General features: G+C 71.1%; 17 protein-coding genes. 9 read left to right on the top strand and 8 right to left on the bottom strand.

Features of this window, described 5'->3' with window-relative positions; genetic code table 11:
• Nucleotides 1–465: 465 nt before the first annotated feature.
• Nucleotides 466–1,245: a Fic family protein gene (locus ACWCSD_RS06710; protein WP_358290459.1), complete on the bottom strand. Its 780-nt coding sequence runs from the start codon at nucleotides 1,243–1,245 to the stop codon at nucleotides 466–468.
• 437 nt (nucleotides 1,246–1,682) lie between these two features.
• Between ACWCSD_RS06710 and acs the strand changes: the two genes are divergently transcribed.
• From acs to ACWCSD_RS06690, 4 genes are all read left to right on the top strand, one after another.
• The gene (gene acs, locus ACWCSD_RS06705; protein WP_449913433.1) at nucleotides 1,683–3,656 is read left to right on the top strand and encodes an acetate--CoA ligase; all 1,974 of its coding nucleotides are present in this window, start codon (nucleotides 1,683–1,685) and stop codon (nucleotides 3,654–3,656) included.
• 186 nt (nucleotides 3,657–3,842) lie between these two features.
• Entirely contained in the window at nucleotides 3,843–4,283 is a 441-nt protein-coding gene (locus ACWCSD_RS06700; RefSeq protein WP_449913431.1) for a phage holin family protein, read from the top strand.
• Entirely contained in the window at nucleotides 4,273–5,190 is a 918-nt protein-coding gene (locus tag ACWCSD_RS06695) for an alpha/beta fold hydrolase (RefSeq protein ID WP_397154714.1), read from the top strand. Before ACWCSD_RS06700 ends, ACWCSD_RS06695 begins: the two co-directional genes overlap by 11 nt.
• A gap of 15 nt (nucleotides 5,191–5,205) precedes the next feature.
• Entirely contained in the window at nucleotides 5,206–5,649 is a 444-nt protein-coding gene (locus ACWCSD_RS06690) for a DUF309 domain-containing protein (protein ID WP_397154716.1), read from the top strand.
• Here ACWCSD_RS06690 and ACWCSD_RS06685 read toward each other — a convergent pair.
• A complete protein-coding gene (locus ACWCSD_RS06685) occupies nucleotides 5,646–6,836 on the bottom strand; it encodes a MarP family serine protease (RefSeq protein ID WP_364327501.1) in 1,191 nt (396 codons plus the stop codon). The two genes, ACWCSD_RS06690 and ACWCSD_RS06685, sit on opposite strands and share 4 nt — an antisense overlap.
• Nucleotides 6,837–6,918: 82 nt before the next feature.
• Here ACWCSD_RS06685 and ACWCSD_RS06680 point away from each other — a divergent pair, with 82 nt between their 5' ends.
• Entirely contained in the window at nucleotides 6,919–7,431 is a 513-nt protein-coding gene (locus tag ACWCSD_RS06680) for a HEAT repeat domain-containing protein (protein WP_449913428.1), read from the top strand.
• Nucleotides 7,432–7,446: 15 nt separating this feature from the next.
• Here the strand turns inward: ACWCSD_RS06680 and ACWCSD_RS06675 are convergent, their stop codons facing one another.
• Both ACWCSD_RS06675 and nth read right to left on the bottom strand, forming a co-directional pair.
• Nucleotides 7,447–8,112, bottom strand: a complete 666-nt coding sequence (locus tag ACWCSD_RS06675) for an NUDIX hydrolase (protein ID WP_449913426.1) — start codon at nucleotides 8,110–8,112, stop codon at nucleotides 7,447–7,449.
• Nucleotides 8,113–8,161: 49 nt separating this feature from the next.
• The gene (gene nth, locus ACWCSD_RS06670; RefSeq protein ID WP_352321382.1) at nucleotides 8,162–8,884 is read right to left on the bottom strand and encodes an endonuclease III; all 723 of its coding nucleotides are present in this window, start codon (nucleotides 8,882–8,884) and stop codon (nucleotides 8,162–8,164) included.
• Between the two features lie 76 nt (nucleotides 8,885–8,960).
• Here nth and ACWCSD_RS06665 point away from each other — a divergent pair, with 76 nt between their 5' ends.
• Both ACWCSD_RS06665 and ACWCSD_RS06660 read left to right on the top strand, forming a co-directional pair.
• Complete coding sequence (locus tag ACWCSD_RS06665) at nucleotides 8,961–9,389, top strand: hypothetical protein (protein WP_358290480.1); 429 nt, start codon at nucleotides 8,961–8,963, stop codon at nucleotides 9,387–9,389.
• Between the two features lie 133 nt (nucleotides 9,390–9,522).
• Nucleotides 9,523–10,203: a Crp/Fnr family transcriptional regulator gene (locus tag ACWCSD_RS06660; protein ID WP_352321378.1), complete on the top strand. Its 681-nt coding sequence runs from the start codon at nucleotides 9,523–9,525 to the stop codon at nucleotides 10,201–10,203.
• On the opposite strand, the gene ACWCSD_RS06655 is transcribed toward ACWCSD_RS06660, so the two are convergent.
• From ACWCSD_RS06655 to ACWCSD_RS06640, 4 genes are read right to left on the bottom strand one after another with little or no spacing between them, the layout of a single operon-like run.
• Entirely contained in the window at nucleotides 10,185–10,973 is a 789-nt protein-coding gene (locus ACWCSD_RS06655; RefSeq protein WP_397154726.1) for an MBL fold metallo-hydrolase, read from the bottom strand. The genes ACWCSD_RS06660 and ACWCSD_RS06655 overlap by 19 nt on opposite strands.
• The gene (locus ACWCSD_RS06650; RefSeq protein WP_358290486.1) at nucleotides 10,970–11,788 is read right to left on the bottom strand and encodes an NUDIX hydrolase; all 819 of its coding nucleotides are present in this window, start codon (nucleotides 11,786–11,788) and stop codon (nucleotides 10,970–10,972) included. Before ACWCSD_RS06650 ends, ACWCSD_RS06655 begins: the two co-directional genes overlap by 4 nt.
• Before the next feature lie 49 nt (nucleotides 11,789–11,837).
• Complete coding sequence (locus ACWCSD_RS06645) at nucleotides 11,838–12,296, bottom strand: RidA family protein (RefSeq protein ID WP_358290489.1); 459 nt, start codon at nucleotides 12,294–12,296, stop codon at nucleotides 11,838–11,840.
• Entirely contained in the window at nucleotides 12,293–12,448 is a 156-nt protein-coding gene (locus ACWCSD_RS06640) for a hypothetical protein (RefSeq protein ID WP_352321370.1), read from the bottom strand. The genes ACWCSD_RS06645 and ACWCSD_RS06640 overlap by 4 nt, the downstream gene beginning before the upstream one ends.
• 131 nt (nucleotides 12,449–12,579) lie before the next feature.
• On the opposite strand from ACWCSD_RS06640, the gene ACWCSD_RS06635 reads away from it, so the two are divergent.
• Together ACWCSD_RS06635 and ACWCSD_RS06630 are read left to right on the top strand one after the other, a co-directional pair.
• Nucleotides 12,580–13,584, top strand: a complete 1,005-nt coding sequence (locus ACWCSD_RS06635; RefSeq protein WP_397154729.1) for an ArsA-related P-loop ATPase — start codon at nucleotides 12,580–12,582, stop codon at nucleotides 13,582–13,584.
• Nucleotides 13,581–14,708 carry an ArsA family ATPase gene (locus tag ACWCSD_RS06630; protein ID WP_364327527.1) on the top strand — a complete coding sequence of 376 codons (1,128 nt, stop codon included), beginning with the start codon at nucleotides 13,581–13,583 and terminating at the stop codon, nucleotides 14,706–14,708. The genes ACWCSD_RS06635 and ACWCSD_RS06630 overlap by 4 nt, the downstream gene beginning before the upstream one ends.
• The last annotated feature ends 39 nt before the right edge of the window (nucleotides 14,709–14,747 follow it).

Here is a 14,747-nt window from a genome sequence, read left to right as displayed (position 1 = left end):
ACTTGCAAAGCTATGGATCACTCTGCAGCTCCAGTTTCGGGCGATACCACCGTATGCTGCCCGATCCACTCGAGTTTCGTCGAGCAGTAATCTGGCATTTTCGCCAAGTTTTTTCGCTACCCCATAACAATCACATAAAGGCGATCACTGTCCGTAATCGTCACAGGTAGATAACGGGTTGGCGTTCGCGGGCGCCGCAACGGGACCCTCCCGGCAGCTCCACGGCTCGGTAAAGGTCTTGCTCCAAGGGGTTCCCATCAGGGGGGATCCGACGTAGAAAGGTGTTACGGACTACTTGTCCGGGTGCATCAGCCGGGCACCCACGTGCGACCAGCCGCGGGAGGCGCGTCGTGACGGGCTTGACCCGCTCCGACGGATTGAGGTGCACGCTTGGTAACCCGGTGTGATGCACAGGCGGACGGCGTCTCTGACGAGACGCCGTCAGCTATGTGACCAGCCCGTCCGTCAGCCCCGCTGCATCGCTTCGCAGATCGCGGTCGTCTCCCGTACCCCCAGGCTTACCGCCGAGGCACAGTGTTGTACCCACTGGCCGACGCCCTCCGGGGTCCCGGTCAGGTACGCCCGCAGCGCCTCCGCGTACGGCAGCTCCAGGTGCCCGATCTCCACGACGACCAGCGACTTCGGGTCGAGCCCGTACTCGACCAGGGTCAGCCGCTCCGCGGAGCGCGCCACGACGCCGTCGCACGTACCGAACGGACGCAGCACCGCCAGCTCGGCGTGCACCACGGCGGCCAGCACGATCGCGGGCGCCTTGCCCGCGCCCTCCAGCAGCCGGAGCAGGGCCTCCATCCGCGTCGCGGTCTCCGCGGCCCCCGGCGCGGGGCCGAGCCCGAGCGGGTCGGGGGCGGAGTCGTCCGTGCGGGGACGTCCCAATGCGGGTTGGTCGGCGAGCCCCGCGGCGGCGACGGTGTGCAGGCGGGCCAGCACCTGCCTCGGGGCCTTCCGCCAGGTGGCGCCGAGCCGGCCCATCTCCGCGGACGCCCGCAGCGCCCCCTGGACCAGCGGGTCGTGCACCTCGTCGCGGCGCAGCGCGTCCAGCGGCACGTCGGCGCCCTCGATCGCGGCCGAGGCCCGCGCGCCGCGCAGGGACGACTCGGTGGACACCGCCGGGCTCGCCCGGCGCAGGACGCGATGCCGATAGAGCCGGTCGACGGCCTGCCGCGCCTCGTCAACCGCCTCGGACACGCCTGGGAACCGCGCGATGACGGCCAATGGGTCACTCACGAAAACCGACCTTACCGGCGGGTACACCATGCCCCGCCATGGACCACACCCCCGCCGCAAAAGGCATCACGCCGTGCCCCGCCATGGACCACACCCCCGCCGGAAAGGGCACCACGCCGGGCCCCGCCGGACACCGCTCCGCCGCCGCACAAGGCGCCGCGGGAGCGCGACATAAGCTCCCACGCCGCCCCCGCCATGGACCGGACCGCCGCCGGATTAGGCGCTACGGCGACCCCCGCTTTTTCCCGCCACGCCGAACCGCATATTCTCCTGATTTCAGGATGACAACAGTTCAATTGCGTTTGTCATGCGAGCTGATAATCATGCGGCCACCCACGCGAATCGGTACAGACCTGTCTAGACCTCTTGTGTGGGAAGGCCGTGAGCTGGTGAAGTGGGACCCGACCTATCCCACCTGGCCATAGAAGGAGCACGAAGTGGCCCCGGAGACCCCTGGCAACGAGACCCAGGCGCTGTCCAACCTGCTGCAGGAGAACCGCCGGTTCGCACCACCGGCTGAGCTGGCCGCGGCCGCGAACGTGACCGCCGCCGCCTACGCCGAGGCCGACGCCGACCGTCTCGCCTTCTGGGAGCGCGCGGCCGAGCGGCTGACCTGGGCCAGGCGGTGGGACACGACGCTGGAGTGGAACGCGCCGTTCGCCAAGTGGTTCGTCGGCGGCGAGCTCAACGTCGCCTACAACTGCGTCGACCGGCACGTCGAGGAGGGACGCGGCGACAAGGTCGCCTACCACTGGGAGGGCGAGCCCGAGGGCGACAGCCGCACGCTCACCTACGACGACCTCAAGAGCGAGGTCAGCAAGGCCGCCAACGCCCTGCAGGAGCTCGGCGTGGGCAAGGGCGACCGGGTGGCCATCTACATGCCGATGATCCCCGAGCTGCCGATCGCGATGCTGGCCTGCGCCCGCATCGGCGCGATCCACTCGGTGGTGTTCGGCGGCTTCTCCGCCGGCGCGCTCAAGAGCCGCATCGACGACGCCGACGCCAAGCTCGTGATCACGGCCGACGGCGGCTACCGCCGCGGCAAGCCGAGCGCCCTCAAGCCCACCGTGGACGAGGCCGTCGCCGAGTGCCCGCAGGTGGAGAACGTGCTCGTCGTACGACGTACCGGCCAGGACGTCGCGGTGGGCGAGAAGGACGTGTGGTGGCACGACCTGGTCGAGCGCCAGAGCGACCAGCACACCGCCGAGCCCCACGACGCCGAGGACCCGCTGTACATCCTCTACACCAGCGGCACCACCGGTAAGCCCAAGGGCATCCTGCACACGACCGGCGGCTACCTCACCCAGACGGCCTGGACGCACCACGCGGTCTTCGACCTCAAGCCCGAGACCGACATCTACTGGTGCACGGCCGACATCGGCTGGGTCACCGGCCACTCCTACATCGTCTACGGCCCCCTCGCCAACGGCGCGACCAGCGTCATCTACGAGGGCACCCCGGACACCCCGCACCGCGGCCGGTTCTGGGAGATCGTGCAGAAGTACAAGGTCACGATCCTCTACACCGCCCCCACGGCGATCCGGACGTTCATGAAGTGGGGCGACGACATCCCCGCCAAGTTCGACATGTCCAGCCTGCGCGTCCTGGGCTCGGTCGGCGAGCCGATCAACCCCGAGGCCTACGTCTGGTACCGGGAGAACATCGGCCACGACCGCTGCCCGGTCGTGGACACCTGGTGGCAGACGGAGACCGGCGCGATCATGATCAGCCCGCTGCCGGGCGTCACCTCGGCCAAGCCGGGCGCGGCGATGCGGCCGCTGCCGGGCATCAACGCCGACGTGGTCGACGACCAGGGCAACAGCGTGCCGAACGGCGGCGGCGGCTTCCTCGTGGTGCGCGAGCCGTGGCCCGCCATGCTGCGCACGATCTGGGGCGACGACCAGCGCTACATCGACACGTACTGGTCGCGGTTCGAGGGCATGTACTTCCCCGGCGACGGCGCGAAGAAGGACGAGGACGGCGACCTGTGGCTGCTCGGCCGCGTCGACGACGTCATGCTCGTCTCCGGCCACAACATCTCCACCACCGAGGTGGAGAGCGCGCTGGTCAGCCACCCCAAGGTCGCCGAGGCGGCCGTGGTCGGCGCCACCGACCCGGTGACCGGCCAGGCCATCGTGTCGTTCGTGATCCTGCGCGGCAGCGCCGAGGAGAGCGACGACATCGCCGCCGAGCTGCGTGACCACGTGGCCAAGACGCTCGGCCCGATCGCCAAGCCGCGGCAGATCCTGGTCGTGCCCGAGCTGCCGAAGACCCGCTCCGGCAAGATCATGCGCCGCCTCCTGCGCGACGTGGCCGAGAACCGCAGCATCGGCGACGTCACCACGCTGGCCGACAGCACGGTGATGAACCTCATCTCCGAGAAGCTGCCCGCGGCCAAGTCCGAGGACTGATCAGGCCGCAAGTCAGCTGAGGCGCATGCCCGAACCGGGCATGCGCCTCAGCCGTCTCCACCGGACGGCGTTATCGTGGGCGATCGGGTAGTTCTGTGAGTAGCAGCGTCCTCGGCGTGTTCGGTGGCGCCCAGCCGTCCGTACGGGATGTTTGACACGGCCACCAGGCCTCGATAGGAGACGTTCATGCCGCAGACTCCCGAGGAAGAATCCCTGGGCTCGCTGGTCGCCCAGGCCAGCAGCCATATCTCCGACCTCGTCCGCTCCGAGATCGAGCTGGCCAAGGCCGAGTTCAAGTTCGACGCCAAGCGGGTGGGCATGGCCGCGGGCCTGTTCGCCGCCGCCGCGTTCATGGCGCACCTGTGCCTGATCCTGGCCTCGTTCACCATCGCGTACGTGCTGGCCCAGTGGCTGCCCAACTGGCTGGCCTTCCTCATCGTGACCGTCTTCTACCTGGTGGCCGCGGGCCTGCTGGTGCTGGTCGGCGTGCGCAGGCTGAAGGGTCTGGCCGGGATGAAGCGCACCGCCAGGTCGATCAAGGGCCTCAAGGAGATCGCGACGCCGGAGGAGCAGCCGCTTCCCGCGCCCACTCCCGAGGGCCAGCCGGTGAGTCGTGATGGCACCTGACGAGTCGGTCGTCCAGATCGACGGCCCGTGGACGCACCGGGCCGTGCACGCCGGCGGCACCCGCTTCCACGTCGTGGAGGCCGGTGAGGGGCCGCTGGTCCTGCTGCTGCACGGGTTCCCGCAGTTCTGGTGGACCTGGCGCAACCAGCTCACCTCCCTCGCCCGGGCCGGTTTCCGGGCGGTCGCCGCCGACCTGCGCGGCTACGGCGGCAGCGACAAGCCGCCGCGCGGCTACGACCTGCCCACCCTGGCCGCCGACGCCACCGGGCTGATCCGCGCGCTGGGCGAGACCGGCGCGGTTGTCGTCGGGCACGACTGGGGCGGCCTGCTGGCCTGGACGATGGCCGTGCTCGACCCCAAGTGCGTGCGCCGGCTGGTCGTGGTCTCGGCGCCGCACCCGCTGCGGCTGCGCAACGCGCTGGTGACCGACCCCGCCCAGGTCAGGGCCGGCCGGCACGCGCTCGGCTACCAGCTCCCGCTGCTGCCCGAACGCCGGCTCACCCGGCACGACGCCGCCTTGGTCGGCCGGATCCTGGCGGGCTGGTCGGCGCCCGGCTGGCCCGACGCCGAGACCGCGCGCACCTACCGGGAGGCGTTCCGGATCCCCGCCGTGGCCCACTCGGCGCTGGAGTACCACCGCTGGTTCGGCCGGTCCCAGCTCCGGCCCGACGGCCGCCGCTACGCCAGGGTCATGCGTACCGAGATCGAGGCGCCCACGCTGCACCTGCACGGCGCGCTCGACCCGTGCGTGCTGCCCCGCACCGCCCAGGGCTCCAGCCGGTACGTCGCCGCCCCCTACCGCTGGCGGCTGTTCGAGGGCGCGGGCCATTTCCCCCACGAAGAGATCCCCGACGTGTTCGACACCGAGCTGCTCGGCTGGCTGGCCGACCCCGAGCCCGACCGATAGGAAGCCCCGCGAGCGATGAGAGACCGCGACCCCCAGGGCAAGCCGCGCAACGCCAGGCCACGCGACGCGTACGGCAGGCCGCTCCCCTACGGCTCGCCCGGCGTCGACCGGGTCCCCGACGACTACGCCCCCACCGCCGACCAGGCGCTCGCCGACGCCCGGCGTTTCCTGGCCGAGGGGCTGCCGTTCAACGCGCACGAGGTCTTCGAGGGCCGCTGGAAGTGCGCGCCCGAGGAGGAGCGCGAGCTGTGGCAGGGGCTCGCGCAGATCTGCGTCGGCCTGACGCACCTCCAGCGCGGCAACGGCCGCGGCGCGGTCACCCTGTTCAGCCGCGGCGCGGCCAGGGCGCAGGCGTACGGCGGCGACTACGACGCCGTCGGCCGGGCGGTCACCGGCCTGACCCAGGACAGCGACCCCGCCGGGGCGATCGCCCTGGTCCTGGGCGAGCTGCCCGGCTAGTCGCACTCCTGGGTGCTGGCCGCGGTGGTGTCGTTCCTGCCCTGGCCGGCGTCGGGCGCGACCTCCTCGGCGGTCAGCACGTAACCGGTGTCCTTCTCGCTGACCGCGGCGGCGAAGATCACGCCGTAGACGCGGCCGTCGACGGTGAGCAGCGGGCCGCCGGAGTTGCCCGGCAGCACCTTGCCGCGGATCGCGTAGACCTTCCGCCGGACGTTGCTGCCGTGGTAGATGTCGGGGCCCTCGGCGTCGAGGCGGCCGCCGATGCGGGCCGGCTCGGCGGTGAAGCCCTTGCCCCTGGGGAAGCCGGCGATGATCGCGTTGGCGCCGCGCTTGCCGTCGGCCTCGAAGCTGAGCTGCGGCAGGTCGAGGCCGGGCACGTAGAGGATCGCGATGTCGCGCTGGGGGTTGTAGCGCACGACCTTGGCCGGGTGGCGCACGTTCTTGTAGTCGATGACCTCAAGGTCGCGGGTGACGCCGGCGACGACGTGGGCGTTCGTCATGATCCGGCCGTCGGCGTAGACGAAGCCGGTGCCCTCGATGTGCTTGTTGCAGCTCTCGGCGTTGCCCTGCACCTTGACGATGGCCCGCTGGGCCCGGCCCAGCTTGGCGCCCTGGAGGATGCTCTGCGCGGGCGGCGGCACGTCGATCAGCGTGTCGGCGCCGATCGCGTCGAAGACGGGCGGGAACTCCGACCGGTCGACGAACTTCTTGAACGGCTGCTGCCAGTTGCGCGCGGCCTGCGGGATCGCGTCGTCGACGGTGGTCAGCAGCGCGGAGTTCTTGACCTGGTCGACCAGCGGGGTGAACGTCGTGGAGACGATCAGCGACCCGATCAGCCAGGCGATCACCAGCACGGACAGCGCGCTGGCGAACGTGCCGCCCACCGCGTCGGCCATCTTGGCCGGCTCCCACGTCACGTGGCTGCGCACGACCGCGCCGACCGTGGAGGAGGCGAACTGGCCGATCGTGGCGGCCAGGAAGACGATCACGATCGCGAGCAGCGCCTGCGGGGTGTCGCCGTCGACCACGGCCTTGGCGACCGGCGGAGCGATGAAGATGCCGAGCACGGCGCCGCCCACGAACCCCACGAAGCTCATCGCGCCGATGATGAAGCCCTGTCGGTAGCCGGATACGCCGAAGGCGATCACGAGGCCGATCAATATGAGGTCAAGCAGATCACCGCGCACGCTTCAAAGGTAGCCAGCGATACGGTCAAGTGTGCACGTCTTCCGCCAGGACGGCGTCACCCGCCTGGCTATCTTGAGCGGTATGCCGCCGGCCGAGGGAACAGTGCGCGATCTCATCCAGGCAGCTCTCAGCGACACCGATCCGGACGGCCCGCTGCGCTGGCACGTGATCTGCCAGCTGCGCCAGCGGGCCGACCTGGAGTCGTTCATCGAGGCACGCCGCCTGTGCGCTGCGGACAACGTGGCCGAGCGCCTGCTCGGGGTGGACATCATGGGCATGTTGCGGCCGTTCGTGGACCGTACGCTGCCGGTGCTGCGCTACCTGGCCGCCAGCGAGGACGACGCCATGGTCCTGTACTCGGTGCTGATCGCCTTCGGCCACCTGGCCGACCCCCGCTCGCTGCCTTCGGTGATCGACCTGGCCTGTCACGGCGACGCGAGAGTGCGGTACGGGGCGGCGTACGCGCTGCAGCACGTGCTCGGCGATCCGCCCGACCGGGCCGGCCTGGAGATGCTGCGCACCCTGGCCGCCGACGACGACGCCGACGTGGCCGACTGGGCCTCCCTGGGCGTCTCGCTCAGAGCCCCGGAATGACCCCGGCGTCCTGCGTCAGGGCGCCGGAGTGGTCCGCTCGCGCAGGCCCAGCCGGACGACCTCGGCCGGCAGGTCCTCCAGCCGCGCCTGGTCCCAGGGACGTTCGAGGCCGCCCTCGCGCAGCACGACGTCGAGCACCATCGCGGTGAACCCCCACACCAGCATGCCCCGCACGTGGAAGGCCGGGCCGGCGAGCCCGCTGGGATGCCGCAACATGACCCGGTTGCCCGCGTCGACCAGCTCCGCGATCGGCACCCGCTCCACGGACTCCACCTCGTCGGGCGAGGCCGCGTGCACGGCGGACGGCGTGTGCCACCAGCCGAACACCGGGGTGACCCGGTTGTCGCTGTGGTCGAGGTAGAGCTCGGGCATCGTGCCGAGCACGCGGACGCCGCGCGGATCGACGCCGGTCTCCTCCTCCGCCTCGCGCAGGGCCGCGCCGACCGGGCCGCCGTCGCCGGGATCGACGCCGCCGCCGGGGAAGGCGGGCTGGCCCGCGTGCCTGCGCCCGCGTGAGCTGCGCTGGATGAGCAGCACGTCGGGGCCGAGCGGGCCCTCGCCGAACAACATCAGCACCGCGGCCAGGCGCCCGCCGTCGGCCGGGGGACGCAGGTATCGGGGGACCGTGATGCGCGCGGCCTGCGCCGCCAGCCGTTCGAGCCAGTCGGGCACTTCTGTCACGCCAACCTCCAACACGGCACGGCCTCGATCACTTCCCGTGGCTCGGGGATCAGGAGAAGGGGCCGGGCCTGACCAGCTTCTCGGCCTCCGCCTCGCCGGTGGGCCCGGTGCCGAAGGAGGGGCACAGGTTCGCCAGCGGGCACACGCCGCAGGCCGGGCGGCGGGCGTGGCAGATGCGGCGGCCGTGCCAGATCACCCGGTGGGAGAAGATCGTCCACTCGCGGCGGGGCAGCAGCTCGGCCACGATGTGCTCGATCTTGACGGGGTCGGTCTCCTCGGTCCAGCCGAAGCGGCGCACGAGCCGCTGGAAGTGCGTGTCGACGGTCAGCCCCGGCACGCCGAACGCGTTGCCGAGCACCACGTTCGCGGTCTTGCGGCCCACGCCGGGCAGGGTGACCAGGTCTTTGAGCCGGCCGGGCACCTCGCCGCGGTAACGCTCGCACACGGCCTGGGCCATGCCGATGATGCTGTTGGTCTTCGCGCGGAAGAAGCCGGTCGAGCGGATGATGTCTTCCATCTCGGCGCGGTCGGCGGCGGCGTAGTCCTCGACGGTGGGGTATTTGGCGAACAGGGTGGGGGTCACCATGTTCACCCGCTTGTCGGTGCACTGGGCCGACAGGATGGTGGCGACCAGGAGCTCCAGCGGGTTGCGGAAGTCGAGCTCACAGTGGGCGTCGGGGTAGGTCTCGGCGAGGATGCGGTTCATCTTGCGTGCCCGCCGTACCAGGGCGAGCTGGGTCTCCGGCTTGCGCCCCGCCGCGTTCGTGGCCATGCCGCAAGACTATGGGAACGGTTGAACCTTCTACGCCGCGTTCGCGTACAACCTGGCGGCTTGGAGGGCGGCGACCATGGGCGATCGGCACAAGGGCGAGTCACTGACCGAGTTCGTCCGCGCGGGCGGACCGTTGCGCGGCGCGGCGCTGCACCGGCTGGCGCTGGGCAGCGCGGCGGCCATGGCCAGGATGCACGCCCACGGCGTGACCGGCCTGCGGCTCACTCCGGACAACGTCGCGCTCGGCACGCGCGGCCAGGTGCTGGTGGGCGTGCAGGGCTCGCCCGGCCGCGGCGGCCAGGCCGCCGACGTGCGGGACTGGGCCGAGCTGGTGCGGTTCGCGAGCGGGTCCGGCGCGCTGCCGCAGCCGCTGCGCGGGATCGTCGAGCGGTGCCGCCGTCCGGAGCCGGCCGGCCGTCCTTCGGCGGCCCATGTCGTACGCGTCCTGCTGGGCCACACGATGGCGACGGCGGTCGCCTCCGTGGACGACCTCCTGCGGAAGTAAGCAGGTCACCCGATTTGTTCATACACTTCAGTGCGCAACACAACAGGGCAATCCCGGGCTAACCCGGGCATTCCCATAGCCTGTGTGTGCCGCCCGGAGTGGGGTGAGTCACAATGGCAGCAGAGGAGGCAGAGTGAACACCGAAGATGTGCTGGGCAAGGCCCCCCTGTTCGCCGCGCTCGACCGCGAGAGCGCCGCGGCGCTGCGGACGAGCATCACCGAGGTCCAGCTGTCCAAGGGACAGACCCTCTTCCACGAGAACGAGACCGGCGACCGGCTCTACGTCGTGCTCGAAGGCAAGATCAAGCTTTCCCGCACCTCGCCCGACGGCCGCGAGAACCTGCTGAGCGTGCTCGGCCCGAGCGAGATGTTCGGCGAGCTGTCGCTGTTCGACCCGCGTCCGCGCACCGCCACGGCGACGGCGCTGACCGACGTGCGCCTGGCCGGGCTGGGCCACGACGACCTGCGCCCGTGGCTGACCGGCCGCCCCGAGGTGGCGCTGCACCTGCTGCGCGCGCTGGCCCAGCGGCTGCGCCGCACCAACGACGTGCTGGCCGACCTGGTCTTCACCGACGTGCCCGGCCGGGTCGCCAAGCAGCTCCTCGACCTGGCCGAGCGGTTCGGCGCCAAGACCGACGACGGCATGCGCGTGCACCACGACCTCACCCAGGAGGAGCTGGCCCAGCTCGTCGGGGCCTCGCGCGAGACGGTGAACAAGGCCCTGGCCGACTTCGCCCAGCGCGGCTGGCTGCGCATCGAGGCCAAGGCCGTGGTCATCCTCGACATGGACCGGCTCTACAACCGTTCCAGGTAGTCGAGCTGGGCCCGCACGGAGACCTCCGCGGCGGGCCAGAGCGACCTGTCGACGTCGGCGTACACGATCTCGACGACCTCCCGGGGCGTGCGCGCGCCCTGCGCCTGCGCCGCCCTGATCTGGTCGAGCCGCTGCCGCCGGTGGGCGATGTAGCCGTCGAGGGCCGCGATCGGGTCGGGCAGCACCGGGCCGTGGCCGGGCAGCAGCGCCCGCGCCCCCAGGCCCTCGGCCGCCGCCCGCAGCCGGTCGAGGCTGCGCAGGTAGTCGCCGAGGCCGCCGTCCTGGGCGATGATCGTGGTGCCCCGGCCGAGGACGGTGTCGCCGGTCAGCATGGCCCGGTCCTGGGGCAGCCAGAAGCACAGCGAGTCGAACGAGTGGCCGGGCGTGGCGTGGACGTGCAGCTCCAGGCCGTCGACCGTGATCACGTCGCCGTCGCCGAGCCCTTCGTCGCCGAGCCGGTGGCGCGGGTCGAGGGCGCGTACGGGGGCGTCGACCAGCTCGGCGAACCGTTTCGCGCCGCCGCTGTGGTCGGCGTGGCCGTGCGTGAGCAGGATCTGGGTGACCCGCCGCTCGCCCAGATGGTCGCGTACGCGCAGCAGGTGCGCCTCGTCGTCGGGCCCGGGATCGACCACGACCGCGTCGCGGGTGCCGATGACCCAGGTGTTGGTGCCGTCGAGCGTCATGGCGGACGGGTTGGGCGCCAGCAGGTTCTCGGCGTGCTCGGTACGGGAGCCGTCGGGCGTGCCGAGCGGGATGTGCAGGCCGCTCACGGCGTCATCAACCTCATCTCCCCCTCGACCTCCACGGCCGCCGGCAGGATCGCGGTGATCCGCCGCTCCTCGGCCAGCACGGACGCCACGCTGTCGTGCCCGGCCAGCTCGGTGAGCGTGTGGGAGGTGGGCGGCATCAGGAAGATCTCACCCGCGCGCCACAGCTCGATCGCCTCGGCCGGCCGCCGCCACACGACGTGGTCGGCCTCGCCCCCGACGTCGCGCGTGCGCTGGCCCTCGGGCAGCACCGCCACGAAGAACCGGGTGTCGAACCTGCGCTGCTCGATCTCCGGCGTGATCCAGTGGGCCCACGGCTTGAGCAGATCGGATCTGAGCACCAGGCCCCGCTTGGCCAGGAAGTCGGCGAAGGCCAGGCTGCGGTCGATCAGCGCCAGCCGGTCGGCCTCCCAGTCGTCGCCCGTGGTGTCCTCGACCACGCTGTCCGGCCCCGGCCCCGCCAGCAGCACGCCGGACTCCTCGAACGTCTCCCGCACGGCCGCGCACACCAGCCCGCGCGCGACGTTCTCACTGGCGTGGAAGACCTCGCCCCACTCCTTGGGGGACGGCCCGGCCCAGGCCACCGCCTGGTCGGTGTCGCGGGGATCGACGGAGCCGCCGGGGAAGACGTAGGCGCCCGCCGCGAAGGCCATCGTGGACTTCCGCCGGAGCAGGTAGACCTCGGGCCCGCCGCGCGGGCCCGAGCCGCGCAGGATCACCACCGTGGCGGCGTCGCGCGCCGGGACGGGGGCGAGCCGCCCGGCGATGATCTCTCTGGCTCGCGCGGCGAGCTCGTCGGGAAGGGGAAGACCGGCCACCTGACCTCCTACTAGAACATCACTCGGTCATGGTGACACATCCTGATGGTCAGGAGACCTCCGCGATCAGCTCCACTTCCACGGGGGCGTCCAGCGGCAGCGCGGCCACGCCCACGGCGCTGCGGGCGTGCTTGCCCGCCTCGCCGAACACCTCGGCCAGGAAGTCGCTGGCGCCGTTGGCCACCTGGGGCTGCTCGGTGAAGCTCGGCGCGCTGGCCACGAAGACCACGACCTTGACGATCCGCCGCACCCGGGACAGCTCGCCCAGCTCGGCCTTCAGCGCGGCCAGCGCGTTGAGCACGCAGATGCGCGCCTGCGCCTTGCCCTCGTCGACGCCGAGGTCGACGCCGAGCTTGCCGGTCTGGTGCAGCTTGCCCTCCAGCATGGGCACCTGGCCGGAGGTGTAGACGAGGTCACCGGTACGGACTGTCGGCACGTACGCGGCCAGCGGCGTCACCGGCTGGGGCAGCTCGTACCCGAGCTCGGCGATCCGCTCCTCGGGGCTCACGCCTTCTCCCGCTTGAAGTAGGCGACGAGCTGCTCGGGCGAGGCGCCCTGGACGATCTGGACGAGCTCCCAGCCGTCGGACCCGAAGTTGTCGAGGATCATCTTCGTGTTGTGGATCAGCACCGGAGCGGTGAGGTACTCCCATTTCTTCATGGCATGACGATCTCATGGAAAGCCGCTTCCCGGCCTGTCACCCCACCCATACGGGGGGCGGTGACCACAATGTGAGCAATCAAACGGTGGCCGTCGGGTTTCGACAAGTAACCGTTCGGTAGCCTCGAAACGTGGACTCTCCGGACACGGATTGGGGCGACGTGCGGCTGCACGTCGTCACCGGCAAGGGCGGCACCGGCAAGACGACCGTCGCCGCCGCCCTCGCCCTCGCACTGGCCGCGGGCGGGCGCAAGGTGCTGCTCGTCGAGGTGGAGGGCAGGCAGGGCATCGCCCAGATCTTCGACCTGCCGCCGCTGCCCTACGAGGAGCGCAAGATCGCCGTCGCGCCCTCCGGCGGCGACGTGTACGCGCTGGCCATCGATCCCGAAGAGGCCATGCTCGAATACATGGAGATGTTCTACGGCATGCGCAGGGCCGGACGCGCGCTGACCAAGATGGGCATCGTCGACTTCGCCACCACCGTGGCCCCCGGGTTCCGCGACGTCCTGGTCACCGGCAAGACGACCGAGGCCGTGCGCAGGCGGGGCAAGAACGGGCGCCGGGTCTATGACGCCGTCGTCCTCGACGCGCCGCCCACCGGCCGCATCACGCGCTTTCTGAACGTCACCCAGGAGGTCGCCGGCCTGGCCAAGGTCGGACCCATCAAGAACCACTCGGAACTCGTGAACGGCGTCGTGAAATCCAGGGAGACGATGGTGCACTTCGTCACCCTCCTGGAGGAGATGCCGGTGCAGGAGACCCTCGACGGGGTCGCCGAATTGCGCTCGGCCGGGCTTCCCGCAGGTTGCGTTTTCATCAACATGGTCCGTGAATCACTGCTTCCACCGGCCGCTCTTGACATGGCTGTCAAGGGCCGATTCGACGTGGGCGAGCTGGCGCTCGGGCTCAAGGCGGCCGGTCTCGCCGACACCTCCGACGCCGCCGCGATGGCCGAGGCGCTCGCCGAGGAGGTCGTCGAGCACGCCCGCCGCACCGAGCTGGAACACGCCGAGCGCGAGTCGCTGGCCGAGGCCGGCCTGCCGCGCGTCGAGCTGCCGCTGCTGGCCGACGGCGTCGACCTGGCCGGCCTGTACGAGCTGGCCGAAATCCTCCGCACCCACCGGGGAGCAGTGTGAAGAAGCCCATCCCCCTCGACGTCGACGCGATCCTCGACGACAAGGGCACCCGGATCATCGTCTGCTGCGGCTCCGGCGGCGTCGGCAAGACCACGACCGCCGCGGCCCTCGGCCTGCGCGCCGCCGAACGCGGCCGGTGCGCGGTGGTGCTGACCGTCGACCCGGCGCGCCGCCTGGCCCAGTCGATGGGCCTGACCGAGCTGGACAACACCCCGCGCCTGGTCAGCTCGCCCGAGGGCGGCGGCCAGCTCTTCGCCATGATGCTCGACATGAAGCGCACGTTCGACGAGATCATCGAGGCGCACGCCGACCCCGAGCGGGCCCGCCAGATCCTGTCGAACCCCTTCTACCAGTCGCTGTCCTCCAGCTTCTCGGGCACGCAGGAGTACATGGCGATGGAGAAGCTCGGCCAGCTCCGCCGCTCCGACGAGTGGGACCTGATCATCGTGGACACGCCGCCCTCGCGGTCGGCGCTGGACTTCCTGGACGCGCCGGAGCGGCTCGGCCGCTTCCTCGACGGGCGGTTCATCCGGCTGCTCACCGCCCCCGCCAAGGCGGGCGGACGCAGCGCGTTCCGGCTGCTCAACGCCGGGTTCGGGTTGATGGCCGGAGCGATGACCAAGCTGCTCGGCGCACAGGTGATCAAGGACCTGCAGACGTTCGTGTCCGCCCTGGACGCCGTGTTCGGCGGGTTCAGGCAGCGGGCCGAGATGACGTACCAGCTGTTGCAGGCGCCGGGCACGGCCTTCCTCGTGGTGGCCGCGCCGGAGCGCGACGCGATGAGGGAGGCGTCGTACTTCGTGGAACGGCTCGCCGAGGAGCGCATGCCCCTCGCCGGGCTCGTGGTGAACCGGGTGCACGTGTCGCCCGGCTCGGCGCTCTCGGCGGCACGCAGCGCCGCCGCGGCCGAGGACCTGGAGTCGAGGGGCGAACACGAGTTGACGGCCGCTGTGCTGCGGCTGCACACCGGCCGGATGCAACTCGCCACTCGCGAGAGCCGCGAGCAGGAGCATTTCGTCTCGGCTCATCCCACGGTGCCCGTGGCACAGGTACGTGCGATGTCCGGAGATGTCCACGATCTAGCCGGACTGCGGCAGATCGGGAACCTGTTGGCGAGCGCGTAGAGAAAGCACGGCCGACGGGCGGCGCCGGCCGTGCTCTCC

The organism is Nonomuraea sp. NPDC001684, assembly GCF_053596515.1.
Note: the sequence above shows the minus strand (reverse complement) of the source record. Positions and strands in the feature narration are given on the sequence as shown.

What these genes read in the sequence shown, in the direction of transcription:
- ACWCSD_RS06700 (WP_449913431.1), top strand. Translation starts at nt 3,843, where the DNA reads ATGCCGCAGACTCCCGAGGAAGAATCCCTGGGCTCGCTGGTCGCCCAG.
- ACWCSD_RS06695 (WP_397154714.1), top strand. Translation starts at nt 4,273, where the DNA reads ATGGCACCTGACGAGTCGGTCGTCCAGATCGACGGCCCGTGGACGCAC.
- ACWCSD_RS06690 (WP_397154716.1), top strand. Translation starts at nt 5,206, where the DNA reads ATGAGAGACCGCGACCCCCAGGGCAAGCCGCGCAACGCCAGGCCACGC.
- ACWCSD_RS06680 (WP_449913428.1), top strand. Translation starts at nt 6,919, where the DNA reads ATGCCGCCGGCCGAGGGAACAGTGCGCGATCTCATCCAGGCAGCTCTC.
- nth (WP_352321382.1), bottom strand. Translation starts at nt 8,884, where the DNA reads ATGGCCACGAACGCGGCGGGGCGCAAGCCGGAGACCCAGCTCGCCCTG.
- ACWCSD_RS06665 (WP_358290480.1), top strand. Translation starts at nt 8,961, where the DNA reads ATGGGCGATCGGCACAAGGGCGAGTCACTGACCGAGTTCGTCCGCGCG.
- ACWCSD_RS06640 (WP_352321370.1), bottom strand. Translation starts at nt 12,448, where the DNA reads ATGAAGAAATGGGAGTACCTCACCGCTCCGGTGCTGATCCACAACACG.